We start from the raw sequence: 24,716 nt of genomic DNA, 5'->3' as shown, positions 1-24,716 counted from the left end.
ACCGCCGCATGCAAAGCAAACGTTTCTACACCCTTTCCGGATCCTGCCCCGACCAGATCGGCATCATCGCGCGCATCTCGGGCTTCATCGCCCAGCACCAGGGCTGGATTCTCGAATCGAGCTATCACGCCGACGAAGGCAACGATGAGCATGCCAGCCGCTACTTCATGCGCATGCAGGTGAAAGCCGATTCGCTGCCCTTTCATCTGGCCGAGTTTCGCGACCGCTTCGCGCCGCTGGCTGCTGAACTATCGATGGACTGGAAGATCAGCGACTCGGCAGTCAAGCGGCGCGTGGTGCTGATGGTCAGCAAGCAGGAACACTGCCTTTACGACCTTCTCGCACGCTGGCAATCGAAAGAGCTCGCCATCGAGATCCCCTGCGTAATCTCGAATCACGACACTTTCAAGGCTTTCGTCGAGTGGCACGGCATCCCCTTCCACCACGTGCCGGTCAGCGCCGACAACAAGCAGGCGGCGCACGCTGAAATCTGTCGCATCTACGACGAAGTCAAGGGTGACACCATGGTCCTTGCGCGTTACATGCAGATTCTGCCGGCCGATATGTGCACCCGCTACCCGGGACAGATGATCAACATCCACCATTCGTTTCTGCCCAGCTTCGTCGGCGCCCGGCCTTACCACCAGCCTTCCAGCGCGGCGTCAAGCTGATCGGCGCAACCTGCCACTACGTCACCCGCGAACTCGACCAGGGACCGATCGTCGAGCAGGACGTGATCCGCATCGATCACTCGGACTCCGTCGAAGACATGGTGCGCTACGGCAAGGACATCGAGAAGGCGGTATTGGCGCGCGGGCTGCGCTATCACCTCGAAGATCGCGTCCTTCTGCACGCCAACAAGACCGTGATATTCCGCTGAGCCCCGCCAGCACCGATAGCCATTACCCTCAAGTCTCGGCACGACCAAGTCTGCTGGACGACCACCTGGAGTTTTCTGCCGCATGATCACCCTCAAAGGCGTTACCCTGCGCCGCGGCGCCAGGGTGTTGCTCGATAACACCTCGGTGACCATCAACACCGGCGAACGGGTTGGCCTGATCGGTCGCAACGGCGCCGGCAAGTCGACGCTTTTCGCGCTGCTCGACGGCAGCCTGCACGAAGACGCCGGTGAGTTCTTCCGGCCAGCCCAGTGGCGCCTCGCGCAAGTCCTGCAGGAAATGCCGGAAACCTCGCAAAGCGCCACCGATTTCGTGATTACCGGCGACACCGCCTTGCTCGCAGCCCAGGAGGAAGTACGCCTGGCCGAAGCGAGCGGCGACGGCGACGACCTGGCACATGCCTACATGGCCCTGCACGACGCTGGCGCACACGATGCGCAGGCACGTGCGCAGGCCCTGATCCTTGGCCTCGGCTTCAAGACTACCGAACTGAACAATCCGGTCCACAGCTTCTCCGGCGGCTGGCGAATGCGCCTGCAGCTGGCCCGGGCGCTGATGTGTCCGTCCGACCTCCTGCTTCTCGACGAACCGACCAACCACCTCGACCTGGACGCGCTGGTGTGGCTGGAGAGCTGGCTCAAGCGCTACGAAGGCACAATGCTGGTTATCAGTCACGATCGTGAGTTTCTCGACGCAATTTCGACGGTGACGCTGCATCTCGACAACGAGCAATTGACGCGTTATGGCGGCAACTACAGCGTTTTCGAGGAAACCCGCGCCCAGCAGCTCGAACTGCAGCAAAACGCCTACGCCAAACAACAGGACAAGATCGCCCATCTGCAGAGCTTCATCAACCGCTTCAAAGCCAAGGCGACCAAGGCCAAGCAGGCGCAGAGCCGGGTCAAGGCACTGGAAAGAATCGAGCGTCTGGCGCCGATACTGGCCAATGCCGAGTTCAGCTTCGAGTTCAAGGAAGCCGCCAACCTGCCCAACCCGATGCTGATCATGGACAACGCCAGCTTCGGCTACCCGGCACCTGCCGAGGCAGCCGCCGGCACCCCGCCGACGGTGATCGTCCGTCAGGTCACGCGCTCGGTGCTGGCTGGCCAGCGCATCGGGATCCTGGGCGCCAACGGACAGGGCAAGTCAACGCTGGTGAAAACCATTGCCCGCGTCCTCAGCTGTACCAGCGGCAGCCTCGCCGAAGGGAAAGGCCTGCACATTGGTTATTTCGCGCAGCAGGAGCTCGACGTTCTACGCCCCGACGAAACACCTCTCGAACATATGGTGCGCATGGCCAAGGAGGGACTGCCCAACGGCCAGAGCGGCCGCGAGCAGGATCTGCGCAGCTTCCTCGGCACCTTCAACTTCAGTGGCGACATGGTCAAGCAAGCGGTCGGCACGATGAGTGGCGGCGAAAAAGCACGCCTGGTGCTGTGCATGATCGTCTGGCAACGCCCCAACCTGCTGCTGCTCGACGAACCGACCAACCATCTCGACCTCGGCACCCGCGAAGCCTTGTCGATCGCACTCAACGAATTCGAGGGCACGGTAATGCTGGTCAGCCACGACCGCTCGCTGTTGCGCTCGGTATGTGACGAGTTCTGGCTGGTCAGCCGCGGTGGCGTGGCCGACTTTACGGGCGATCTCGATGACTACCAGCGCTACCTGCTTGACGAAGCAAAACGCAGCCGAGACAGTCTCAAGAAATCGCTGAAGAGCGCCAAGGAGCCGCGCCAAGCCGCAGCATCGGTGAGCACCACGGCCAACCGGAAAGGGCCCGGAACGCTGAAAGCCCTGGCCCGCGACCAGGGCCGGATCGAAAAGGAGCTGCTCGATCTGCAGCAAGAACAGCACTCTCTGGAGAGCCGTTTGTCGAAGCCACTGGCCGCCGCTGATCTGGCGGCTCTGGGAACACGCATGAGCGAGATCGCCGTGCAGTTGGCGAAACTGGAAGAGCACTGGCTGACGCTCGCCGAACGGATCGATTCGGCCGGCCCGACAATCTCGTGAGGTGCTTGGCCCCCTACACAGCAATTGGAGCAGTAAATGAAATATGAGTTGGTGGAGTGGTCGCCGAAGATACTCGTCGGTTTGCCAAACATTGATGCGCAGCATCGGCAATTGTTCGACCTTGCGGCGACCTTTGCTGGTGATGGGGATCAAATCCGGGTGCTCAAGTCACTGGCCATACTGACCGAGTACGTGAAAGTTCATTTGCGCGAAGAAGAGCAGATGATGGCCGCTTGCCATTACCCTGGCCTCGAGGCGCATCGGCAACTGCACACGGAATTCCGGCGAATGCTGTTCACGCTGCTGGAGAATGCCAAGCAGATGACCCTCGACGAGATTGCCGACGAGGTAAAGTTCCTGATCAACGGCTGGTTCTACAACCACATCCTGGTCGCCGACTTCGACTACGTGCCGAGCGTCAAGGCGGCCGCCGCAACTCCTACGCCTTGACGACCGGTACGCGCTACCGGCTTCACTCGAACTGCCGCCAGTCAACCGCTAACGGTCATGACAGTCGAGATACCCCGAATGATGAAAGTCATGACCGTCCCCCCTCTCACTTGCAGTGCGCATTCCGGCTTGCACGCCGGAATCGTTCGACGGGCAGGGAGCATGCTCCCTGAATTCCCCGCCTCACCCCCCTGCCCTTCTCCCGCAAGGGAGAAGGGAGGTTCGTGAGTCGCATACGCGACTTTCACATTAACCAGGGACGCCTTACAGCGAGGCTGCGCCACGCATCGTGACATCCCTCACGCGCGGGCCCCACAGCCTTCGCATAGCATTCGCTCTAGCGAGTATTTCCGCAGCCGGCCCCTAGCGAGGAATCCATGAAGTTCCTGCAAATCCTTTCACTGCGGCAGATGCTCACCATGCCGTACGTGGTGCTGGTTCTGCTGCTGGCGGCAGCCATCGGCGGCTTGTCGTATTCGGCAGGCCGCGTTGCCGTCGACACCCTGTCGAATCAACTGCTCTCGGAGATGGTGTACCGAATCGCCCAGGCGGCTGAGCGGCACGTCTTTGGCGCCAGTGCGGTGCTCGAAACGGCGTTTCCCACCGGCGTGGCCGCGCCGGCCAACATCGACGACGACCTCGACGACCTGCGCACGCGCTTCTGGCTGGCCACCTCGGTGCATCGCGACCCCAACAACTACGCCTATTACGGCGATCGTAGCGGACACTTTTTCGGACTCTGGCGCCATTCCGAAAGTGACGCCGAATTGCGCCTGCGAACCACCGGCGATGGCCCGCGAACGATCTATCGCTTTTCCGGGATCGCTGGCGAACTGAGCGACCCGGTGCGCGAAATGCGCATCTTCGAGCCCCGTGAACGCCCGTGGTTCAAGTCTGGCGAGAGCTCGACGATGCACACCTGGACCTCGGTGTACATCGACTTCAAAACCGAGGAACTGGTCGCCACCCGTGCCAGACGAGTCAACGACGCAGAGGGCAAGTTTCAGGGCGTCGTGGCCACCGATCTGTCGCTGCAAGGAGTCAACGAGTTTCTGCGCTCCTTGCGACTGAGCGCCAACGGCATCGCCTACGTCGTCGAAACCGACGGCCGGCTGATCGGCACCTCACGCGGCCCACACCTGCGCAAGGATGCCACCGAGGGCAATGTGCGACTCAATGTGCAGGACAGCGACGATCCCCTGGTAGCCGCCAGTTTCCGCGAGATCCGCAAGCTGCTACACCCTTCCGCCAAAGCCCCGCACCCGCAAACCGCGGTCTTTGAAAGCGCCAACGGTGAGGCGGTCGAAGCCGCCTATGCGCGCATCCAGGATGCCGCCGGACTGGACTGGATCATCGTCGTCGCGGTACCGCGCAGCGATTTTCTGTTCGGCGTCACCGAGAACTTCAAGCGCACCGTGTTACTCGCCTTGCTCGCCTCGCTGATGACCATCTTCATCGGCTTCATGGTCCTCTCGGTCGTCACCCGCGACCTCAAGGAACTGGCCGTGGCAGCCCGCAAGGTCGGCAACGGCGACCTCAATGCGGCTTTCGATGTCACCCGCAGCGATGAAATCGGCGACCTGGCGAAAAGCTTCCGGAGCATGCAGAGCAAACTGCTCAGCGACCGCTTGACCGGGCTGGCCAACCGCGAAGCCTTCCTGCGCCGCGTCGACGACCGCCTGGCCCGGCAACGCGAACTCCCCGAGCCCCGCCCCTTCGCCATTCTCTTCATCGACCTCAACGGTTTCAAGAACATCAACGACAGCTTCGGCCATGACGTCGGTGACAAGGTGCTGCAGGAAATCGCGCAGCGCATGCTCAGCGGACTGCGCAGCCGCGACCTGGTCGCGCGCTACGCTGGCGACGAGTTCGTGGTCATGCTCGATGCGGTCAACAACCGCCAGGACGCGGAGAGCGCGCGCAGCAACATCGAGCAGCTGCTTGGCACGCCACTGCTGTCGATCGATACGACGGCGCTGGATGCCAACACCGGCGCTTCTGTCGGCCTGGCCATGTACCCCGAAGATGGGCAGGATGTCGAATCGCTGGTGCAGTGTTCCGATGCCGACATGTACCGGCGCAAGCAAGGCCTGGAGAGTGGCCGCAGTGGGCCGGCAACGCCGAGCACCTGACCCCCCCTCTTTTCCGGCCTTTCTCCGGCAAGGGGAGAAAGGATCGTGTGCCGCGTCCGCGACTTGCACACTGACTGCCGAGCGTCGCTACGCCGGCATGAACCAGCGCAGTTCGCCAGCGCCCACTTCGCGCAGCGGATAGCCGTACAACCGGCTCAAGGAATCGCTACTGATGACCTCGTCACTGCGTCCCAGCAGCGTCGTGCCGTCGTCGAAAAGCAGCAGTGCTCGCGAGCAGAAGCGCGCCGCCAGGCCGGGTTCATGAAGGACCATCACGCTGGCCATCTGCTCTTCGCGATTGAGCGCCGCAAACAACTCGAGAGTGGCGATCTGGTGATTCAGATCGAGGTGAGCCAGTGGCTCGTCGAGCAGGTAGAGCTGCGGCGCCTGCGTCAGCAGGGTGGCGATGGCCAAGCGCTGCCGCTCGCCGCCGGAAAGTGTCTGCACGTCGCGTTGCGCCAGGTCGGCAAGGCCGACGCAGGCCAGCGCCCGACGGGCTTGCCGAGCATCTGCCTCGGACTCCCAGTCCCAGCGATCGAGATGGGGATGACGTCCGACCAGTGCCGTTTCCAGGACCGTCGAGGAAAAAGCTTCGCTGCGGCTCTGCGGCAACCAGCCACGAATACGAGCGCAGCGACGCGCACCGAGTTGCGCATAGCGGGCGCCGGCGATGCGCACCTCGCCGCCTTCCGGCTCGCGCAAGCCCGCCAGCACCGAAAGCAGGGTCGACTTGCCGGCGCCGTTGCGGCCGAGAATGGCCAGCGAATCACCTGGCTGCACGCTCAGTTCCAGATCGCGGCAAAAAGTCCGGCCAGCGATGCCGACAGCAAGGGCACGGGTGGTCAGGAGAGGCGCCGTCTGCTCCATCTCATCCCCTCCCGGCAGCGCCGCGCGTCAGCAGGAAGAGAAAGGCAGGCACGCCAATCAACGCGGTCAGAACACCCACCGGCAATTGCTGTGGCGCCAGGACGGTCCGCGCCAGCGTGTCGGCAATCACCAGCAGGCTACCACCGGCGAGCACCGAGGCTGGTAGCAAGAGACGCTGGTCGTTACCGGTCGCCAGGCGCACCAGATGCGGCACAATCAGGCCGATAAAACCGATCGCACCGGCATGCGTGACTGCCGCGGCAGTGGCCAGCGAGGCAACCAGGTAGACACCGCGGCGCAAAGGGCGGACCGCGACACCTAGCGCCTGCGCAACATCGGCTCCGCGCGCCAGGAGATTGAGTTCACGGGCAAACGGCAGGGAGATCAGGAGCACCATCGCGAGCAGGATGAGCACCAATTTCGGGTCTCCGGTCTGCGAGAGGTCGCCCATCAACCAGAAGAGCATGCCGCGCAGCCGATCTTCGGGAGCAATGGCCAACATCAGGGTGACCACCGCGCCGCAGCCGGCGGCAACGATCACCCCGGTCAGCAACAGGCGTGAGTGCGTCCAGCCGCCCTCGCCATGCGCCAGGCCGAAGACCAGTAGCATGGCGCCGAGTGCGCCCACAAAAGCCAAGCCGTTGACCCCGGCAACGCCGAACCCGAAGACGATGGCCAGCAGCGCGCCAATACCGGCTCCCCCCGAAATGCCGAGTACGTAGGGATCGGCGAGCGGGTTGCGCAACAACACCTGGAGCAGGGCTCCGGCCAACGCCAGCAAGCCGCCGCAGGCGAAACCGGTCAAGGCACGCGGCAGGCGCAGGCTGCGCACAACCTCGCCAGCGGTGCCGCCGCCGTTGTCGACCAGTGCCGCCAGGACCTCGAAGGGGGTGATCGAAATACTGCCCACCATCAGCGCCAGCGCTATGCTCAACTGCGACAGCCCGGCGAGGGCTGCGAGAATCAGCAAAGCGCGGCGACGGGTGGGCATCCAGCTTCCTACTTGGGTGCGTAGCGGACACCGACGAAGACATTCGCTCCCGCAGTGGCGTAGTTGTCAATCGTCTCGTAGTACTTGTCGAAAATGTTGTTGGCGCGAGCGAACAGGGTCCAGTCACGTTGCAGGCGATAGTCGGCATACAGGTTGACCAGACCGTAGCCACCGAGAAGATTGGTGTTGGCCGGGTCGTCGTAGCGATTGCCGACCAGTTGCCACTCGCCGCGCAAATCCCAGTTGCCAAGCGTTCGGCTGATGTAACTGCTCATCTGTTGTGTGGAGCGGCGGGCCAGTCGATTGCCCTTGTTCGGCCCGTCTTCCTCGTTTTTCGGATCGAGGAAATCGACGGCAGCGCCCGCCCCCCCATTCCGAGAAGCGTCCGTCGTAGGTCAGTGTTGCACCACGCAGCAAGGCTTTGCTGACGTTGACCGGCGCATAGGTCGGTGGCCGGAACTCGATCAGGTCGGTGACAACATTGTTGTACAGGACCAGCGACGCACGATGATTGCCGCGCTCCCAGTTCGCACCCACCTCGGTGTTCTTCGCCTGTTCCGGCTGCAGATCGGGGTTACCGCCGGAGAAGAAAGCGCTCGGGGGGAAAATACAGTTCGTTGAAAGTCGGCGCGCGAAATGCCGTCCCATACGATAAGTGCGCGCGCCAGTCCGGAGTGAACTGGTAGCCGTAGGAAGCGGAACCCGTCGTTTCATCGCCGAACTGGGAGTTGTCGTCACGGCGCAGGTTGAACTGCAAGCGGTGCTTCTCGATACTGGCGTTCCAGCCACCGAGCAGCGAGCGAATCGTGCGTTCGGTCACCGTGTAGTCAGTGCTGCCAGACACTTTCTGCTTGGTGTACTCGACGGCCAGCAGCGCTTCGCCGATGGGCAGGACGATATCGTTCTGCCACGAAGCCTGATCCATGTCCGTGCGTATGGTGTACTCCCTGATGTTACCGGCATAGCCCTTGGAGGCGTCGGTGCTGGTACCGAGACGCAGGGTGCTCGTCCATACCTGGTTCAAGCGGTTGCGCGAGTAGATCGAATAGGACTCCAGCAGCTGATCGTTGGTGTAGTTCTTGTCGGCGCCGACGGCACTGAAGTCGTTCGAGTCGTACTGGTTGCTACCGTCGCTGGCGAGCAGGTTGACGCCAATTTCCTGACCGGCTGCCGGACGCACGGAGAAGTTCGCACTCAGGTTACTGTTGCGATAGCCATCATCGTCGGGGTTGTAATTGATGTCCGACTTGTTGTGAATGGCGTTGAAACTGCCAGTATCCAGATAACCCGCCTGAACACTGTAGGAAACCAGATCTGTCCCACCGGAGACGCCGACCGTGGTGTCAGTGGTCCCGTAAGTGCCATAGCCCGTACTCGCATTCAGTCGCGTCGGACCCTCGCCTTTGCGAGTGAAGATCTGGATGACGCCACCAATGGCGTCGGCTCCGTACAGCGACGAAGCCGGGCCGCGCAGGATCTCGATGCGATCGATCTGGTCAAGAGGAATGCGCGCCAGCGCCGCACTGCCGGTCGTCGCCGAACCGATGCGCTGGCCGTCGATGAGCACGATCGACTGATTGCTGCTGGCGCCGCGGATAATCACGCCGCTGTTGGTGCCAGGACCGCCATTGGCCGTGTACTGAATGCCGGCTTGCCGCGACAGCAGTTGCTCGAGCGTTGATTGTCCGGCCGCATTGATTTCTTCGCGGGTGATCACCGACACGTCGCTGGTCAATTCGTTGGCGCGCGTCGCCTGTCGCGTGGCGGTGACCACGATAGGATCAAGCTGCTGATCGGCAGCGTTGGCCGCCACCGGAAATAGCGCGCCGCAAAGCGTGGCCAATGCCGCGGCAGAACCTGCGCGCGGCGCCCTCTGATATCTCATGGGTTTCTCCCTGGATCCGGCACGCGTCCCCGCAAGCCGGCGAGCAAACAAATATCAAATGCACGAGGGAGCAAACAACGAGGCGAGCGGCGCAGCCGAGCGTTTCGTGTCCGCTTCCCCGCGGCACTTGCGTCAAATGTGTGCGAAGGCCGGTATCCGGGCTCGCGAGTCTTGGTGTGTCGCCTTCCCAGGCCGGCGCCCAGTGGCATTTCGACACACCCGCACTCGCTTACCGTTGCGGGGGCAGCGCAGGCATGGTGTTCCTGAGAACACGCACCTGCTTCCCGTTTAACCGCTGCAGAGGATCTGCGTTGCGGCACCTTGCACGATGGTTTTTCGCTAACCGCAGTCGACGAAAGGGCGGATTATAGCGCGCCAGACGGCCGGCGGCCCGCCATCGCCACCGAAAGCCACCGCTGCCAGGCAAGCAGGCACAGCCGCGAAGCGCTGCACACCTTGACCGGGGACGCCTCTTGAATCTATAGTCTGGCCATGCTGAATGAACTAGACACGCTCGAGAGCAAGATTGGCCAGGTGGTGACCCTCTGTCACAGCCTGCGCGCGGAAAATGACCACCTCCGCGAGCAACTCGCTGTCGCCGAAGGGGACAGACAAGGCCTCGCCGAGCGCATGGGAGCGGCCTCCGCCCGACTTGAGCAGCTTGCCCAGCAGCTCCCCGAAGCCAAAGCCTGAAGGTTCTTGTCCGATGCCCAACGAAGCCAATTTTCTGGATATCACCCTCCTTGGCAAGGAGTTCCGTGTCGCCTGCCCAGCGGATGAGCGCGCCGCGCTACTCAATGCTGCGGCCTATGTTGATGGCAAGATGCGCGACATCGCCGAGAAAACCAGGAGCAATCACACCGAGCGCATCGCGGTGATGGCTGCGCTGAACATTGCCCACGAGCACCTCTCCGGAAATCAGAGTGTAGCCACGGAAGATCAGAGAATTGAATCAGAAATAGCGCTGGACATCGACGCCTTTAGGCGTAGAATTTGCCACATGGAGACGGAACTTGAGGCAGCGCTGAAGCCCCCGTGCTGAAGCCCTGATAGCAGGTTCCGAAGACTCCGAGAGAGTTCCCTGCGGTGTTTGTTAAGGTCATAGATTCCTTGAACCAATGCTAATTGGCATTGGTCGCCGACCATAGAAACCGTTGTTGTGTGTGCCCCTCAAGTCGGGCATACCTGATGCGGAAGGAAAGTGACCTATCTGAACCCAGGTTCAGGATGCCGGCCTGACGGCACTTGCGGGGACAAAATTTAAAAGCGCGGAACCTTTGGTCCCGCGCTTTTTTTTTGCGCCCCCCTTCCGCTAGCGGTCATCACCTCTCACCTCGCACTTGCCGTGTGCATTCCGGCTTGCACGCTGAATTCCTTCCCGCTTGACCTGGATCAAGCAAAACACCTCACCGGACGCTTAGAGTATTTGCCAGATGCAAGATTGCTTGACGTTGTGTTCCGCCGCATCGGCGACACCCGCACTCAGCTTGCCAACAGGAGAGCCTCGATCCGATGAATATTTCCAGCTTGCTGGTCAATGCCCGCCCCGAAGTTCAACAGCAGGTGCAGGAGGGTCTGCTGCTCCTGGCCGGTGTTGAAGTACACGCCGCGACCGACAAGGGGCAACTGATCGTGACCATCGAAGCCGACAGCGATCGCGCTGCAGCCGACATGTTCACCACGGTCAGTAAGCAGCCAGGGGTACTCTCCGCAGCATTGGTTTACCACCAGTTTGAACCCCATCCCGATGAGGAAGCATGAGATGAAATTGACGTTGACCAGGCGTGACTTTATCAAGGGCAACGCCGTCGCCGCCGCCACCGCGGCCGGCATCAGCATTCCCGCCATCGCCCAGGCAGCCCCCGCGAAGTCCGACGGCGTGCGCTGGGACAAAGGCGCCTGCCGCTACTGCGGAACAGGTTGCGGCGTGCTGGTCGGAACCAAGGGCGGCCGCATCGTTGCCACCCAGGGCGATCCGGACGCACCCGTCAACAGAGGACTCAACTGCATCAAGGGCTATTTCCTCTCCAAGGTCCAGTACGGCAAGGATCGCCTGACCACTCCCCTGCTGCGCATGAAGGACGGCAAGTTCGACAAGAACGGCGAGTTCACGCCGATTTCCTGGGACCAGGCTTATGACATCATGGCCGAAAAATGCAAGGCCGCGCTCAAGAAAGGCGGTCCGCGCAACATCGGCATGTTTGGCTCCGGGCAATGGACGATTTGGGAAGGCTACGCTGCCGCCAAACTGATGAAAGCCGGGCTGCTGAGCAACAACATCGATCCGAATGCCCGTCACTGCATGGCCTCTGCGGTCGCCGGTTTCATGCGCACTTTCGGCATCGACGAACCCATGGGCTGCTACGACGACCTCGAACATGCCGACACTTTCGTGCTCTGGGGTTCGAACATGGCCGAGATGCACCCGATTCTGTGGTCGCGGCTCACCGATCGCCGCCTGACCGGCAAGAACGTCAAGGTCCACGTGCTTTCGACCTTTGGCCATCGTTCAACGGAGTTGGCCGACAACGAGTTGATCTTCAAGCCGCAGAGCGATCTGGCAATTCTCAACTACATCTGCAACTACATCATCCAGAACAACGCGGTGAATGAAGAATTCGTCGCCCGCAACGTCAACTTCAAGAAGGGCGTCACCGACATCGGCTACGGCCTGCGACCGAATCATCCGCTCGAAAAAGTGGCAATGAACAACGGCTATCCGGGTGAAGACGGCAAACCCAAGGGCGACCCCGGCGGCGCCAGCCCGATGACTTTCGACGAATTCAAGGCTTTTGTCGCCGAATACACGCTCGACAAGACGCACGAGATCTCCGGTGTACCGAAAGAGAATCTCGAAGCACTGGCCAAGGCCTACGCCGATCCGAACGCCAAGGTCACCTCGTTCTGGACCATGGGCTTCAACCAGCACACGCGTGGTACCTGGGCCAACAACATGATCTACAACGTGCACCTGCTGGTCGGCAAGATTTCCGAGCCCGGCAACAGCCCGTTCTCGCTGACCGGCCAGCCCTCGGCCTGCGGCACGGCCCGTGAAGTCGGCACCTTCTCGCACCGCCTGCCGGCCGATATGGTGGTCACCAATCCGAAGCACAGGGAGGCGAGCGAGAAAGTGTGGAAGCTGCCTGCCGGAACGATTCCGGACTGGGTCGGTGCACACGCCGTACTGCAGAGCCGCCTGCTCAAGGACGGCAAGATCAACTTCTACTGGACGACGACGACCAACAACATGCAGGCCGGGCCGAACGTCAATGACGAGGTCTTCCCGGGCTGGCGCAACCCCGACAATTTCATCGTCGTCTCCGACTGCTATCCGACGGTTTCGGCGATGTCCGGTGACCTGATCCTGCCTTCGGCCATGTGGATGGAAAAAGAAGGTGCCTTCGGCAACGCCGAACGCCGCACACAGTTCTGGCGCCAACAGGTCAAGGCCCCGGGCGAGGCCCGCTCCGACCTGATCCAGTACATCGAGTTCTCGAAGCGTTTCACGACCGACGAAGTCTGGCCGGCAGAACTGCTCGCCAAGAACCCCGAGTACAAGGGCAAGACTCTCTACGAGGTGCTCTTCGCCAATGGCCAGGTCGACAAGTTCCCGATCAGCCAGACCTACAAGGGCTTCGACAACGACGAAGCAAAAGCCTGCGGCTTCTACCTGCAGAAAGGCCTGTTCGAGGAGTATGCCGCCTTTGGTCGCGGCCATGCTCACGACCTGGCCGAGTTCGATACCTATCACAAGGCACGCGGCCTGCGCTGGCCGGTGGTCGACGGCAAGGAAACGCTGTGGCGCTTCCGCGAGGGCTACGACCCCTACGTCAAGGCTGGCGAAGGCGTGAAGTTCTACGGCAAGCCGGACGGCAAGGCAGTCATTTTCGCGCTGCCCTACCAGCCGGCCGCCGAAATGCCCGACCAGGAGTATGACCTCTGGCTGTGCACCGGGCGTGTTCTCGAACACTGGCATACCGGCTCGATGACCCGCCGTGTCCCCGAGTTGTACAAGGCGATGCCTGACGCCTGGATCTACATGAATCCAGCCGACGCCAAGAAGCGCGGCCTGCAACGCGGCGACGTCGTCAAGACCAGCACCCGCCGCGGCGAGATCGAGTTGCGCGTCGAAACGCGTGGCCGCAACAAGCCACCAGCCGGCCTGGTGTTCATCCCGTTCTTCGACGAGCATCGCCTGGTCAACAAGCTGACGCTCGACGCCACTTGTCCCATCTCGAAGGAAACCGACTTCAAGAAATGCGCGTGCAAGGTGGTCAAGGCCTGATCGACGCGCGAACGCAGGGCAATCAGGGAGAGCCAGGGCGGGCAGAACATCGCCCGCCTCATGGCCGCCCCCTCTCGCTTGCAGTGCGCATTCCGGCTTGCACGCCGGAATCGTTCGACGGGCAGAGAGCATGCTCCCTGAATGCCCCGCCTCACCCCCGGCCCTTCTCCCGCAGGGGGAGAAGGGAGATTCGAGAGTCGCGGACGCGACTTTCACACTAGGCACCTGCCCGGTTTCTGGCTACGCAACAATGCCCACGGCAAACAAAAACAGTAGTCGCCTGCCCGCGCGTGCGACCACCGCAACCACCCATATCCAGTCGCTGGCGCGCCGCCAGTTCGTCTTCGATTCGGCACGACTGCTTTGCGGTGTCGGCGTACTCGGACTGGGCCTCGCGGCGTACACCAAACAGGCGAAGGCCTTGCCAGCGCTGGCGATCCGTCCGCCAGGCGCGGCCAGCGAAGACAACTTTCTCGGCGCCTGCATTCGCTGTGGTATGTGCGTGCGCGACTGCCCCTACAACATTCTCGAACTGGCCCGACCAGAGTCGCCGATTGCCACGGGCACACCCTATTTCACTGCCCGTAGCGGACCCTGCGAGATGTGCGAAGACATCCCCTGCGTCAAGGCCTGTCCGACAGGCGCCCTGGACCACCGCCTGACCGACATCAACCAGTCAAGGATGGGCCTGGCCGTTCTCTCCGACCAGGAGACCTGCCTCAACTTCCTCGGTCTGCGCTGTGACGTCTGCTACCGTGTCTGCCCGGTCATCGACAAGGCAATCACCCTCGAAGTACGCCCAAACACCCGTACCGGCCGGCACGCGATGTTCATCCCGACCGTACACTCCGAGCATTGCACCGGCTGCGGCAAGTGCGAAAGCGCCTGCGTCACCGAAGAAGCATCAATCAAGGTGCTGCCCGCCAAACTGGTAAGAGGCTCACTCGGCAAGCATTACCGCCTCGGCTGGGACGAGAAAAGCAAGGCCGGCGGGCATTCGCTGGTCGAAGACAGGGGCATCGTTGATTTGCCAGACCGCATGCCTGACGGCATGCACCTCGAAGGCCACTTCGATCCAGGTAGCGAGCAAGTGCCGGCAGGAATGCCGGCTAACGGCCCGGCGCTTCCCAGCCTGCCGCCGGGTCTCGGTGGTCCCGCTGCGCCGGGCAGTGGGGTCAATGCCTTGCCTGCCGAGGCTGCGCGATGAGCAGCAAGCGCACCGGTGCCGAGGCAGTTGCCACCAAGGGCTGGATCGCTGCCCACCAGTGGCTGTTGGCCCGCCGCCTGTGCCAGTTGGCCATTCTGGCCCTGTTCCTGCTCGGCCCCCTGGCGGCCGTATGGATCATCAAAGGGAATCTGGCGTATAGCCTGACCCTCGACACCCTGCCGCTGACCGACCCCTACGTGCTGCTGCAATCGCTACTGGCTGGCAACTGGCCCGAGAAACTCGCGCTGATCGGCGTCTCGATCGTTGTGGTTTTCTATTTTCTCGTCGGCGGCCGTGTCTATTGCGCCTGGGTCTGCCCGATCAATCCGGTCACCGACCTCGCCGGCTGGCTGCGCCGCCGGCTGGGGATCAAGGGCAGCGCACACATCGCGCGCAGCAGCCGCTACTGGATCCTGGCGATGAGCTTGCTGCTCGCGGCACTCACCGGCAGCATCGCCTGGGAACTGGTCAATCCGGTATCGATGCTGCATCGCGGACTGCTCTTCGGACTGGGCGCCGCGTGGGCCGTCGTGCTGGCTGTCTTTCTGTTTGACCTGTTCGTGATGAGCCGCGGCTGGTGCGGCCACCTATGCCCGGTCGGCGCCTTCTACAGCCTGCTCGGCAAGGGCAGTCCGCTGCGCGTGACGGCCAGCAAGCGTGCAGCCTGCAACGACTGCATGGACTGCTTCGAAGTCTGCCCCGAGCCACAGGTCATTCGCCCGGCACTGAAGGGCGCCGGCAAAGGTGTCGGCCCGGTCATTCTGGCCAGCAACTGTACCAACTGCGGGCGCTGTATCGATGTCTGCTCCAAAGATGTGTTCACTTTCGGCCTGCGCTTCGACAACCCGCCGGACAACGGCAGGCAGGTCACACCGCAAGCAGCGACAAACGGCAACTGAAGTACTCGAGAAACATCAGAAATCATTTTTTTGACGTGGAGGGAACACCAACCATGAAGCACTCACTGAAACTTACCATCGCCATCGTCGCCAGTTGCCTGACTTCGCTGGTCTTTGCCGCCGACGCCACAACCTCCATGCGCGGCATCGACGTCGCCGCACCCAGCCCGGCGCCCGCGGTCAAGGACTACGCCGGCAAACGCCCCGGCACCGAAGCGCCGGTCGCACGCACCTTCAGCACGCAGCCACCGGTCATCCCGCACGCAGTGGAGAACTTCGACGAAATCAACCTCGAAGAAAACCAGTGCATGGACTGCCACTCGGCAGCAACCCATGAGAAGAAAAAAAGCACCAAAGATGGGCGATAGCCATTTCATCGACCGCGACGGCAAGAAACACGCCGAAGCGACCGGCGCTCGCTACAGCTGCGTGCAGTGCCACGTGCCACAGATTGACGCGCCGCCGCTGGTCGACAACACCTTCAAGGGCGACGCCGTCAAGAAGCCGGTCAAGAAGAACTAAGCCAGGAAGTAGCATCAGGGAGTGGGCCGGCCAAGTGCCGGCCACTCAGCTCGGGAAAGCCGCCACGCCACCGTGCCACCGTGCCGCTACCGCTCTGGCACTGTCAGAGCCTTTCCTCCCTTTCCCCGGGCGCTAGCCACGCTACTCAGCGTTCCAGATCGTGCTCTCCGCACAGACTGAGCATTTCCTTGCGCGCCGCATCACGCAGAGCCACCGCCGCCGCCCAATCGTCACCCGCCGGGGCCAGTAGCGGCCCGAAGGCGAGTGCCAGGCGACCTCGCCGCAGCATCCAGGTCTGATCGCGCAACATCCGGCGCGACCCGCATAGACCAGCCACCAGCACTGGCGTCCCCGCCCGCGCAGCGGCGACGAAAGCCCCCATGCGAAACGGTTTCAGCCCGGCTTCGCGAGAAAAAGTCCCTTCCGGAAAAATGACCAGATTCTGTCCCTGCCGGAGCGCGCCGGCAATCTCGTCGACGTCCTCGGCGCTCCTGGACGCCGCGAAGCGTTCGACGAACAGCGTGCCGAGCGCGCTCAGAAAAGCGTGGATCGCCGGCTGTTCGACCAACTCGCGCTTGGCCACAAAGCCGTAGGCCTGGCTCGGCGGCAGGGCCGCGCAAAGGGCCAGCGCATCGAGATAGCTGCAATGGTTGACCAGTAGCAGATGCGGCACTGCCGGCAAATCCACCGCCGCGCTAGTCTGCAAGCGAACCCTGGCCAGCGCAAAGAAGAGCCGCGCCACCCGGCGCACCAGGCGGCGTCCGCTCGCCGGCGAGCGCAGCAGTTTACCGAGGACGACAACTACCGCCGCAGTCGGCACACCGAGGACGACAAAAACGCTCCAGCACCAGAGGCCATAGGCGCGCCTGCCAAAGCGCCGTGCCGCCTCTCCCAAACGCGCACGCAGGGACGCGATACCGAGGCGCAACATTTGTTGCCGGGCTGGCACCGTGGGAGCGCCAATCAAGCCATTCTCGTAGGCGTCGCGCGAAGCGTTGCGACGTATCTTGCCACTCGAAGTCTTGAGCACCGAATTCGGCGGGGCCAGGACGATTTCGTCAGCCGGCATCCCAATTGCGTCAATCGCGGCAGCGTCGATCTTCTGCCGCATGGCCTCTAGCGCGCTGGCCTCTTCCTCACGTGTTTCGGCCAGAACCACCAGCCGTTCGCTGGCATTGAGCGTATCCTTGCTGGCAAAAACGGCCACGCAGCCCTTGCGCACGCCCGGAATATTGCCCACCGCCTGTTCCAGTTCGTAGGGGTAGAGGTTTCTTCCGCCGCGGATGATCAAATCCTTGACCCGGCCGGTCAGATAGATTTCGCCAGCGACGGTATACGCGCAATCCCCAGAGTCGAGCCAGCTATCGCTGAACAAGGCCTGCGTCGCCACCGGGTTGCGATAATAGCCACGCGTCGCCGAAGGGCCACGGAACTGTAGTCGCCCGACACTGCGATCCGGCAGCTCGCAACCTTCCGCGTCGACAATACGAACCTCATGCCCGGGCAAGGCCCGCCCGCACGCCGGAACGAGCATCGCTTCGCCATCGCTGCCGCTGACCGGTACCGCGCATTTCCGCTTGATCAATTCGTCGCGCTCGATCCGATCAATCAGTGGACCGCGCTTCAACACCGGGAAGGCCAGCCCGACCGAGCATTCGGCGAGGCCATAGACGGGCGTGATGGCCTCGCCGTGCAGACCATAAGGGGCGAAGCGCTCGGCAAAAGCTTGCAGCGTGGCCGGGCTCACCGGTTCGGCGCCGTTCAGTGCCAGACGCCAGGACGAGAGATCCAGTCCCTGCAGGTCGCTGTCGACGAGTTTTTTTGCACAGAGGTCATAAGCAAAATTGGGCGCCGGCGAAATCGTTCCGCGATGGTCGGAGATGGCCCGCAGCCAGCGCACCGGCCGGGACAGAAAAGCCAGCGGCGACATCAACACCAGTTGCATCCCGGAATAGAGCGGACAGAACCAGGCGCCAATCAGTCCCATGTCGTGGTAGAGCGGCAGCCATGAAACAAAAACGTCGTCGCTGCTGACCGCGCAGGTCTCACACATCACGCGCACATTGGCCAACAGGTTGGCGTGGCTGAGTACGACACCCTTGGGGTCGCCGGTGCTGCCCGAGGTGTACTGCAGGAAAGCAATATCGTCGGCTTGTGCGCGATACAGCAGTTCCATCGGCTCGCTATCGAGTTCCGCCGGCGTGAGCACTTCACTCAGACTCGGCGCGTCGCGGCGCAGCAGCGCGGCGACGCCTTTTGCCTGCGGCACCGTAATGATGAACACCGCTTCCGCGTTGGCGAGAATGCGCGCGTGCCTGCACAGGTGATCCTCAATCTGCGCCAGCCGCGCCGGCGGATAAATCGGCACCGGAATTCCACCGGCGAGGAGCACCCCGAAAAAGCTGCTCAGATAGTCGCGGCTGGTGGGCAGCATCAAGGCCACCGTTTGCTGCGGCAACAGCCCGCGGCTCACCAGACCGCTGGCGATGCGGCGCGACTGCTCGAAGAGATCGGCGTAGGAGATGGCCTCGGGATGGAACTCACCCCGCTCGCCGCCACTTCCGTAGAGCAGCACATGCGTGCGTTGCGGATGCTGTTGCACATGCCATTCGAACACTTCGACCAGGGTCGTCGCTTGTGTCGGAACGCTGATCGGGCCGCTGGAGGTCGACAAATCGATGCGCGTCGTCGAACGCTCTTCGGCCGTGGCACTGGCAATGAAGCGCAGCAAATCCTGCGCCGTTTCCGCCTCGGCCAGCGCCGTTTCCGGCAAGGAGCGGCCAAACTCACTACCGACACGCAACAGAAGCTCGACGCGCGCCAGGCTGTCCAGCCCCAGGTCGCGCTCGAGATGGCTGCTCATGCTCACCCGTTCAACCCGTCCCGGGCGTGTCTCGGCGACCAGGGCGGTGAGCACGCTCAGCAAGCGCTCCGAGGCCATTGGCAATGCTTGCGGTTCTTGCGGCTGTGCGACGCTCACGGTCTCGGCTCCCCGCCCGCGCCAACTGCAGCGCACAGCAAGTGCGAAGCGGCGATGCAGGATTTACTTCCCTGCCAGTGCTCACGTTTTATCATCGATTTCCCTGATACGAATGGCCTGGGTTGGACACGGCGCGAAGCAGGCGGCACAACCGGTACAGCGTGCAGTGTCCACCACCGGCAGCGAAACGCCACCGACCCGCGGCACGAAGCGAATGGCGCCGACCAGGCAATAGTCGCCACAGATCCGGCATTCGATCTGCTTGGCCGCCAGGCAGTGCTCGCCAATCGCTGCGCGCAGCGACCACGGCGGCTGTGCCGCTGCGCGCTGCAAGGCGCCGCTGCTGCAGGCATCTACACAAGCCGCACAGAACGAACACTCGCCACGACTGAAATCAAGCACCGGATAGCCGCTATCGCTGTTGCTGATGATGCCCGTTGGGCAGACCGACTGGCAGTCAGTGCAGCGCGTGCAGGCCTCCAGAAAAGCGGCTTCGGCAAGCGCCCACGGCGGCCGCAGCGCGGCCGGGCGGCGCGAAAATCGGCCACGCAGAAAATTGCGACGGCTGCTCGGCTCGCTCACCGGGCACGCCCAGGTTCAAGCCGCAGCGGTTGATCAGGCCGGCGTACCCGGAAGCACTCGCCGGGCAAGCGAGCCTGGGCAATGGCGATGGCAATCAATACGCCGTCGGCGTGCCACCGGCGCCGGCTCGCCAACGGTCCTCGAAGAGCACCTCATCAAGCGGCAAGCGGCTACCCCAACCTTTCGATTCAAGCACCGGTTGCGGTGGAAACTCGGCCACCGGACCAAGACAGAGGATGGCGATCGGACGGCTGCCAGCCGGCATCTCGAGCAAATCACTAACCGCTTCAGGGTCGAAAAACGAAACCCAGCCCAGGCCGACACCTTCGGCCCGCGCCAGCAGCCACATATTCTGGATGGCGCAGGCGGTCGACGCGAGATCCATTTCCGGCATCGTGCGGCGGCCAAAAATATGCGCTTCCCGATCCGGCATCAGCGCCACCACCAGCACTTCGGCGGCCTCGCGAATGCCGTCGATCTTGAGTTTCAAGAACGCGGCAGCGCGCGTCGGCAGACTCGCGGCAGTCACCAGACGTTCAACATCAACGATGCGCCACAGTGCTTCGCGGGTCGGGGCAGTGACGATGCGCACGAAACGCCAGGGCTGCATGTAACCTACCGACGGCGCGCGATGAGCGGCCTCGATCAGGCGGCCGAGCAGACCTTCGGGAAGCGCCCCCTCGGCGAACTGCCGAATATCGCGACGCTCGCGGATGACCCGCTCGATGGCGGCCACATCCGCCGCCGGGTAACGATGCTCATTCATCAGCGGGCAGGCACGCTTGCGCGGCAACTGATGAGCACGGCCTGGTCGTCACACATACAAAGCTCTCCAATGGTTGCGGCGATCACTCTCGGGCGGCAGAGTTTACCAGACTGGCTAAGGCTGCGGCGAGCGCGCGATCAGCATCACGTTGCAGGGCCGCCCGCCGCGTGGTGGCGGCAGCACCGCCGTTGCCACGCGCGCCAACAGGTAACTGAGCGCCAGGTTCAGGTGCCAGCTCCAGCGGTGCGCGAAATAGCGCTCGCCCGGTCCGGGGCGCGCGTGCAGCAGGGAAAAGCGGTGCATCCAGTAAACGATGGCCTCGTGAGGCGATGCCGCGACGGCGACGATTTCAAGCACTTCGACGCCGACCGCGTCGGCGAGGGCCTGGCAGGCACTGGCAGTCCACCAAGTGAGGTGGTGCGGCGGAGCATTGATCAGGAAATTGGGAATCTCGGTCAGAGGCGAGGGGTGCAGCGGCGCGCAGATGATAAGCGTGCCGCCTGGACGCAGCAGGGCGACCAGCTGGCGAGTGAAACCGAGCGGGTCGGCGACGTGTTCGATAACCTGAAAGGCAGTCACCACGTCGTATCGCCCACGCGCTTCGTCGACATGCTCGTTCAGGCTCTGGCGGATGACGTCGCCTGCCACCCCGGCTTCGGCATACGGATCAAGTCCGCGATAAGTGCCAAGCGGCAGGTGGTCGCGAAAAGCGCCACTGCCGCAGCCGACGTCGAGCACCTGCGACCCGGCAGTGATGCAGCGGGCGGCATTGACGAACTCGCGCCGCGCTTCGGAATGTGCGCTGAGCGTCGCATGTGCGGCGTGGGTGGCGTAGAAGTGCTGGTAGAAACCGGCATCGCCGGCAACCGCGGGCGCAAAAAAGTACAGCCCGGTATCCGACTCGTAGAGGACCACCTGCGGTGCTTCGGGAAACAAATGGCTCAGATCGCCAGCGCCGGCCGCGCGCCACATCGCCAACAGAGCCCGCGTCGACACGCCATGCACGCGGCGGCGCGCCGGTCGGCCGGTAATCGGGCACGGAGGGAGCAAGTCGGACATGCGCTCAGCCAGGGCCACGCGGCGTGACCTGCAGACGAAAGTCGTAGTCCGGCCGCGAAGTCAGCGTGCCGAGCGGATTGGGCGCCCGGCCGCGGCCGCGTGCAATATGGCAGCTGCCGAGCAGCTCGGAGAGGATGGCTTGCATCTCGACCTCGGCAAAACGCTTGCCCGGACAGACGCGCGGACCGTAACCGAAAGGAATCATCGCCAGGCGCTCCGCCATCGCCGGCGGCGGCTCGGCAGCCAGCCAGCGCCCGGGATCGAAACGATCGGGCGCGGACCACAGCGCCCGGTGGCGTTGAAGAGTCCATGGCGAAACGACAACGAAGCCGCCGGCACAGATGGGCCGTTCACGAAAGCTCACCGCGGCGGTCGTTTCACGCAACAGGAAGGCAATCGGCGGATACAAACGCAGCGCCTCCTGAGTCAGCGCCGCCAACTGCCTGGCGGCGGCTTTTCCGCCGTCAACGGCGGCTTGCTGCTGGCTGGCGTCAGCGTCGCCATTTTGCCCCTCGCCGAGGCTTGCCGCGGCGATCAGGCGGGCGGCAGTGTCCTGCTCCTGCGGCGCGTCGGCCAGTTCCCAGAGCAGCCAGCTGAGCACCGAGGCGGTCGTCTCGTGTCCGGCAAGGAGCATCACCGCGATCTCGTCGAGCATCGCCGTTTGGCGCGCCTCATCCTGCGCCAGCGAGACCTCCACACCCCGCCCCATGGCGGCGGCTTCGAGCAAGGCAGCGGCGAACGGCGCACGCTCGGCCAGCGGCCGGTCTTCCAGCAAGGGCACCAGGAAGCGCTGGCGGATCAAGGCGCGCATCTCGGCGCCGATCGCCGCCAGCCCCATACGTTCGACCAATGCCTGCTGCGTGGCCGGCGCCTGGCCGCCGAGCAGCAGCAGTACCGGATTGGCGCGCTGGTGATAGGCAAAGAACAGCTCGACGAAACGCTTCCCCTCCGCGGCGCTGAAACGCCCGCCCAGGCTGGCCTCGCTGACGATGTCGATGGTCAGCCGCGACAGTTCGCTGGGGATCGCCACGGGCTGGCCTTGCCGTTGCCAGTCGGCCAGATAGGCGCGCGTCAGCTCGCGGGCCACGCCAGTTACCCGCTGCTCGGGGATGCGCACCAGCGCGCGCAGGAAAATGCGCCGCGCCTGCTTGACGGCGTCGCCCCCGGGCTGGCCGAAAACACCGCCGCCGACCAGCGGCCGGAGCAGGCGCTCGAGCGCCGCCGCCTTGGGGAAGGTTCCCGCCCGATCGCTGAGCAGGGTGTCGACGACGCGCAGATCGTTGGCCAGGGCCAGTTGCGTTTCCGGCAGGTCGTAGACCAGTAACTGGCGCTCGACCGGTTTGCCTTTGAGGTGGCGCAACTCGCGCGCCACCAAACGCCCCGCCAGGCGCGTCATGAGCGCCGAGCGACCGGCGAGACGGCCGGCAAGTGACAGGATCAGCCCCATCGGCGACGACTCACGATGGCAATCTGTCCGGGCCCGAAGACGCGATAACCGAGATGACCCCAACGAATGACGCGCGTGTCCCAGGCGGCCAGCATCAGGCTCCAGTGAAAGACATCGACGAGCGGTTTGCACAGCGCGACAACGACCTGCAGCACCGTCACCGCCAGCGGATCCGCCACTCCCAAACGCCGTCCGACGAACACCTGGACGCCCACTGCCGCCAACGCGATAACGAGCAGCGCCAGCGTCGCCAGGCGCGCCCAGACCTCCCCGAAGTTGGCCAGCAGAACTCCCCAGGCGATCACCCGGCTGCTCAGCGCGAGGCAGGCGAGCCACCACAGCGGCGGCCGATAGACGCGGATGATCTGATACTGCCGGCGACCGAAACGCCACAGCGCCGCCAGACCGTCGCTCGCCGGCGTCGGCACCAGCAGCGCGCGCCGGGTGAGCACGCGCAAGCCGAGGGCGGCGGCCTGCGCGCCAATGCTGCAGTCGTCCGACAGGGTGCCGCCGAGAAGACGCGCCGCGTCGAGTTTTTCGAGGGCGCGCGGCGACAGCGCCAGCGACCCGCCCCAGGTGACCGGAAAGGCAGCCAGGCGCGGCAACAAGGCAATTCCCCGGTCAATCGCCGCGGCGATCTGTGCAGCAAGCATGGCGCCAAGCGGAGCACCGCAGCCCTGCCCGCTGAGCAGCGGCCAGCGGTAACCGGTAACGATATCGGCACTGCCGTCAAGAATCGGAGTCGCCAGCGCCGACAGCCACCACGGCGGCGGCACGATGTCCGCGTCGAACAGGACGACCACCTCGTCACGCGCATCGATGCGCGCCAGACCGGCAATCTGATTGCAGCACTTCTGGGCGCAATGCGTCGCCTCGCCGGCAATCAGAATCTCGATCGGCAGGCTGATCGTGCTCTTCGTGCTACTCGTGCTCGCCAGTTCCGTCGCCCGGGCATAGGCCGGGTCATGCACGCCCTCGACGCAGATCAACAGGCGCCGTACGGGCAGCGTTTGCGCCGCGAGCGCGCGCAGCAGGGCGACAAGTCCGTCGGCTTCACCGGTCAAAGGCAGGATCAGGGTCACCGTACCGCTGCGCTGCACCCTGGGCATGGACAGACGAGACAAGAAGACGAGGCCCGCCAGAAGCCCTGCCGCCGCGACCAGAAAAGCAGGCACGCAAAGGAGAATGAGCGTCAAAAACATGTGCGCAATTCGCTGTCTTCGCTGTCGTCTCTGTCGTCCGCCCATCTGCCGGCAAGAACCAGGCCGGCGGCAGCCGCAACGAAAGCACACGGCCCGGGCTCGGCGCCACAGCACCAGACCCGGGCCGTGCGCAGGCCACGCCTAGCTACGGCAGGACGCAGGCCGTGATCGCCGCTTTGCTCAACTGCCGGTTGTCGTCCCCGGTGCATCGCTTTCCGCCGCCGCTGGCTGCTCTGCAGCGTCCGTGTCGTTGGCCCCTGCATCTTTGCTGGCGAGAGCGACTTGGCGCTTCTCGTCCTTCTTGCGCTTCTTCTCAAGTTCTCTCTGGCGCTTCTCGAACTGATAATTTGGTTTTGCCAAGGCGTCTCTCCCGCTGGTCTCGCAATTGGCCGTGGCGACGGCCAAGGAGGGTGAAAAAGGGCAGAGTGTCGCACAAATCGGGCCACTAGCGGCACCCGATGTCGCCATAGGCAGGAACGGGAGTCGCGACGGCGCTCGCAGGCGCTAGAATGGCGGCTTCATAACGCTCG

At 63.5% G+C, this 24,716-nt stretch carries 20 protein-coding genes, 1 other RNA gene, 3 pseudogenes and 1 riboswitch; of the genes and pseudogenes, 13 read left to right on the top strand and 11 right to left on the bottom strand.

The annotated features are described in order from the left end of the window. Positions 1-8 precede the first annotated feature (8 nt). The 4 genes and pseudogenes from purU (at position 9) to E4Q23_RS09560 (ending at position 5,494) form a co-directional block, all read left to right on the top strand. A pseudogene (gene purU / locus E4Q23_RS09575) lies at positions 9-880 on the top strand (formyltetrahydrofolate deformylase). An 82-nt stretch (positions 881-962) separates the two neighbouring features. Then, positions 963-2,912: an ABC-F family ATP-binding cassette domain-containing protein gene (locus tag E4Q23_RS09570; protein WP_169066432.1), complete on the top strand. Its 1,950-nt coding sequence runs from the start codon at positions 963-965 to the stop codon at positions 2,910-2,912. A gap of 36 nt (positions 2,913-2,948) precedes the next feature. Next, a complete protein-coding gene (locus E4Q23_RS09565; RefSeq protein WP_169066431.1) occupies positions 2,949-3,362 on the top strand; it encodes a bacteriohemerythrin in 414 nt (137 codons plus the stop codon). Between the two features lie 377 nt (positions 3,363-3,739). Then, entirely contained in the window at positions 3,740-5,494 is a 1,755-nt protein-coding gene (locus E4Q23_RS09560; RefSeq protein WP_169066430.1) for a sensor domain-containing diguanylate cyclase, read from the top strand. Positions 5,495-5,581: 87 nt separating this feature from the next. On the opposite strand, the gene E4Q23_RS09555 is transcribed toward E4Q23_RS09560, so the two are convergent. From E4Q23_RS09555 to E4Q23_RS09540, 4 genes and pseudogenes are all read right to left on the bottom strand, one after another. After that, the gene (locus E4Q23_RS09555) at positions 5,582-6,361 is read right to left on the bottom strand and encodes an ABC transporter ATP-binding protein (protein WP_169066429.1); all 780 of its coding nucleotides are present in this window, start codon (positions 6,359-6,361) and stop codon (positions 5,582-5,584) included. A gap of 1 nt (position 6,362) precedes the next feature. Further along, entirely contained in the window at positions 6,363-7,352 is a 990-nt protein-coding gene (locus tag E4Q23_RS09550) for a FecCD family ABC transporter permease (protein WP_169066428.1), read from the bottom strand. An 8-nt stretch (positions 7,353-7,360) separates the two neighbouring features. Continuing rightward, positions 7,361-7,702 (bottom strand): annotated as a pseudogene (locus E4Q23_RS24555) (TonB-dependent receptor domain-containing protein); the annotation flags it as partial. 76 nt (positions 7,703-7,778) lie between these two features. Next, a pseudogene (locus E4Q23_RS09540) lies at positions 7,779-9,237 on the bottom strand (TonB-dependent receptor domain-containing protein); the annotation flags it as partial. 130 nt (positions 9,238-9,367) lie between these two features. Beyond that, positions 9,368-9,573, bottom strand: a riboswitch (cobalamin riboswitch). Positions 9,574-9,729: 156 nt separating this feature from the next. Between E4Q23_RS09540 and E4Q23_RS09535 the strand changes: the two are divergent. From E4Q23_RS09535 to E4Q23_RS23755, 9 genes are all read left to right on the top strand, one after another. Beyond that, positions 9,730-9,930: a hypothetical protein gene (locus E4Q23_RS09535; RefSeq protein WP_169066425.1), complete on the top strand. Its 201-nt coding sequence runs from the start codon at positions 9,730-9,732 to the stop codon at positions 9,928-9,930. Positions 9,931-9,943: 13 nt separating this feature from the next. Beyond that, on the top strand, positions 9,944-10,279 hold the full coding sequence (locus E4Q23_RS09530; RefSeq protein ID WP_169066424.1) for a cell division protein ZapA: 336 nt from the start codon (positions 9,944-9,946) through the stop codon (positions 10,277-10,279). A gap of 33 nt (positions 10,280-10,312) precedes the next feature. Next, a non-coding RNA gene (gene ssrS / locus E4Q23_RS25175) (6S RNA) lies at positions 10,313-10,495 on the top strand. Positions 10,496-10,749: 254 nt separating this feature from the next. After that, positions 10,750-10,998, top strand: coding sequence for a chaperone NapD (locus E4Q23_RS09525; protein ID WP_169066423.1), 249 nt, complete (start codon positions 10,750-10,752; stop codon positions 10,996-10,998). A gap of 1 nt (position 10,999) precedes the next feature. Then, the gene (gene napA, locus E4Q23_RS09520) at positions 11,000-13,522 is read left to right on the top strand and encodes a nitrate reductase catalytic subunit NapA (RefSeq protein ID WP_423753335.1); all 2,523 of its coding nucleotides are present in this window, start codon (positions 11,000-11,002) and stop codon (positions 13,520-13,522) included. A 250-nt stretch (positions 13,523-13,772) separates the two neighbouring features. Continuing rightward, on the top strand, positions 13,773-14,729 hold the full coding sequence (napG, locus tag E4Q23_RS09515) for a ferredoxin-type protein NapG (protein WP_169066422.1): 957 nt from the start codon (positions 13,773-13,775) through the stop codon (positions 14,727-14,729). Then, complete coding sequence (gene napH / locus E4Q23_RS09510) at positions 14,726-15,628, top strand: quinol dehydrogenase ferredoxin subunit NapH (RefSeq protein ID WP_169066421.1); 903 nt, start codon at positions 14,726-14,728, stop codon at positions 15,626-15,628. Before napG ends, napH begins: the two co-directional genes overlap by 4 nt. A gap of 53 nt (positions 15,629-15,681) precedes the next feature. After that, a complete protein-coding gene (locus tag E4Q23_RS09505; RefSeq protein WP_248595348.1) occupies positions 15,682-15,996 on the top strand; it encodes a nitrate reductase cytochrome c-type subunit in 315 nt (104 codons plus the stop codon). Continuing rightward, entirely contained in the window at positions 15,986-16,150 is a 165-nt protein-coding gene (locus E4Q23_RS23755; RefSeq protein WP_248595347.1) for a nitrate reductase cytochrome c-type subunit, read from the top strand. The genes E4Q23_RS09505 and E4Q23_RS23755 overlap by 11 nt, the downstream gene beginning before the upstream one ends. Before the next feature lie 145 nt (positions 16,151-16,295). Here E4Q23_RS23755 and E4Q23_RS09500 read toward each other — a convergent pair whose 3' ends face one another. The 7 genes from E4Q23_RS09500 to E4Q23_RS09470 all read right to left on the bottom strand — a co-directional run bounded on the left by E4Q23_RS09500 (position 16,296) and on the right by E4Q23_RS09470 (position 24,546). Continuing rightward, a complete protein-coding gene (locus E4Q23_RS09500) occupies positions 16,296-19,130 on the bottom strand; it encodes an AMP-binding protein (RefSeq protein ID WP_336511651.1) in 2,835 nt (944 codons plus the stop codon). An 81-nt stretch (positions 19,131-19,211) separates the two neighbouring features. Further along, on the bottom strand, positions 19,212-19,712 hold the full coding sequence (gene napF / locus E4Q23_RS09495) for a ferredoxin-type protein NapF (protein WP_169066420.1): 501 nt from the start codon (positions 19,710-19,712) through the stop codon (positions 19,212-19,214). A 94-nt stretch (positions 19,713-19,806) separates the two neighbouring features. Next, positions 19,807-20,478 carry a 5,6-dimethylbenzimidazole synthase gene (bluB, locus tag E4Q23_RS09490; protein ID WP_169066419.1) on the bottom strand — a complete coding sequence of 224 codons (672 nt, stop codon included), beginning with the start codon at positions 20,476-20,478 and terminating at the stop codon, positions 19,807-19,809. 114 nt (positions 20,479-20,592) lie between these two features. Beyond that, complete coding sequence (locus E4Q23_RS09485) at positions 20,593-21,537, bottom strand: class I SAM-dependent methyltransferase (protein ID WP_169066418.1); 945 nt, start codon at positions 21,535-21,537, stop codon at positions 20,593-20,595. 4 nt (positions 21,538-21,541) lie between these two features. Then, positions 21,542-22,984 carry a cytochrome P450 gene (locus E4Q23_RS09480; protein WP_169066417.1) on the bottom strand — a complete coding sequence of 481 codons (1,443 nt, stop codon included), beginning with the start codon at positions 22,982-22,984 and terminating at the stop codon, positions 21,542-21,544. Then, positions 22,975-24,186: a glycosyltransferase family 2 protein gene (locus E4Q23_RS09475; protein ID WP_169066416.1), complete on the bottom strand. Its 1,212-nt coding sequence runs from the start codon at positions 24,184-24,186 to the stop codon at positions 22,975-22,977. Before E4Q23_RS09475 ends, E4Q23_RS09480 begins: the two co-directional genes overlap by 10 nt. 180 nt (positions 24,187-24,366) lie before the next feature. Then, on the bottom strand, positions 24,367-24,546 hold the full coding sequence (locus E4Q23_RS09470) for a hypothetical protein (protein WP_169066415.1): 180 nt from the start codon (positions 24,544-24,546) through the stop codon (positions 24,367-24,369). Positions 24,547-24,716 lie beyond the last annotated feature (170 nt).

Origin of the sequence: Candidatus Accumulibacter phosphatis (assembly GCF_012939955.1) — a bacterium.
GTDB classification, from domain to species: domain Bacteria; phylum Pseudomonadota; class Gammaproteobacteria; order Burkholderiales; family Rhodocyclaceae; genus Accumulibacter; species Accumulibacter delftensis.
The sequence above is the reverse complement of the archived record's forward strand: the minus strand, read 5'-3'. Positions and strand labels throughout refer to the sequence as shown.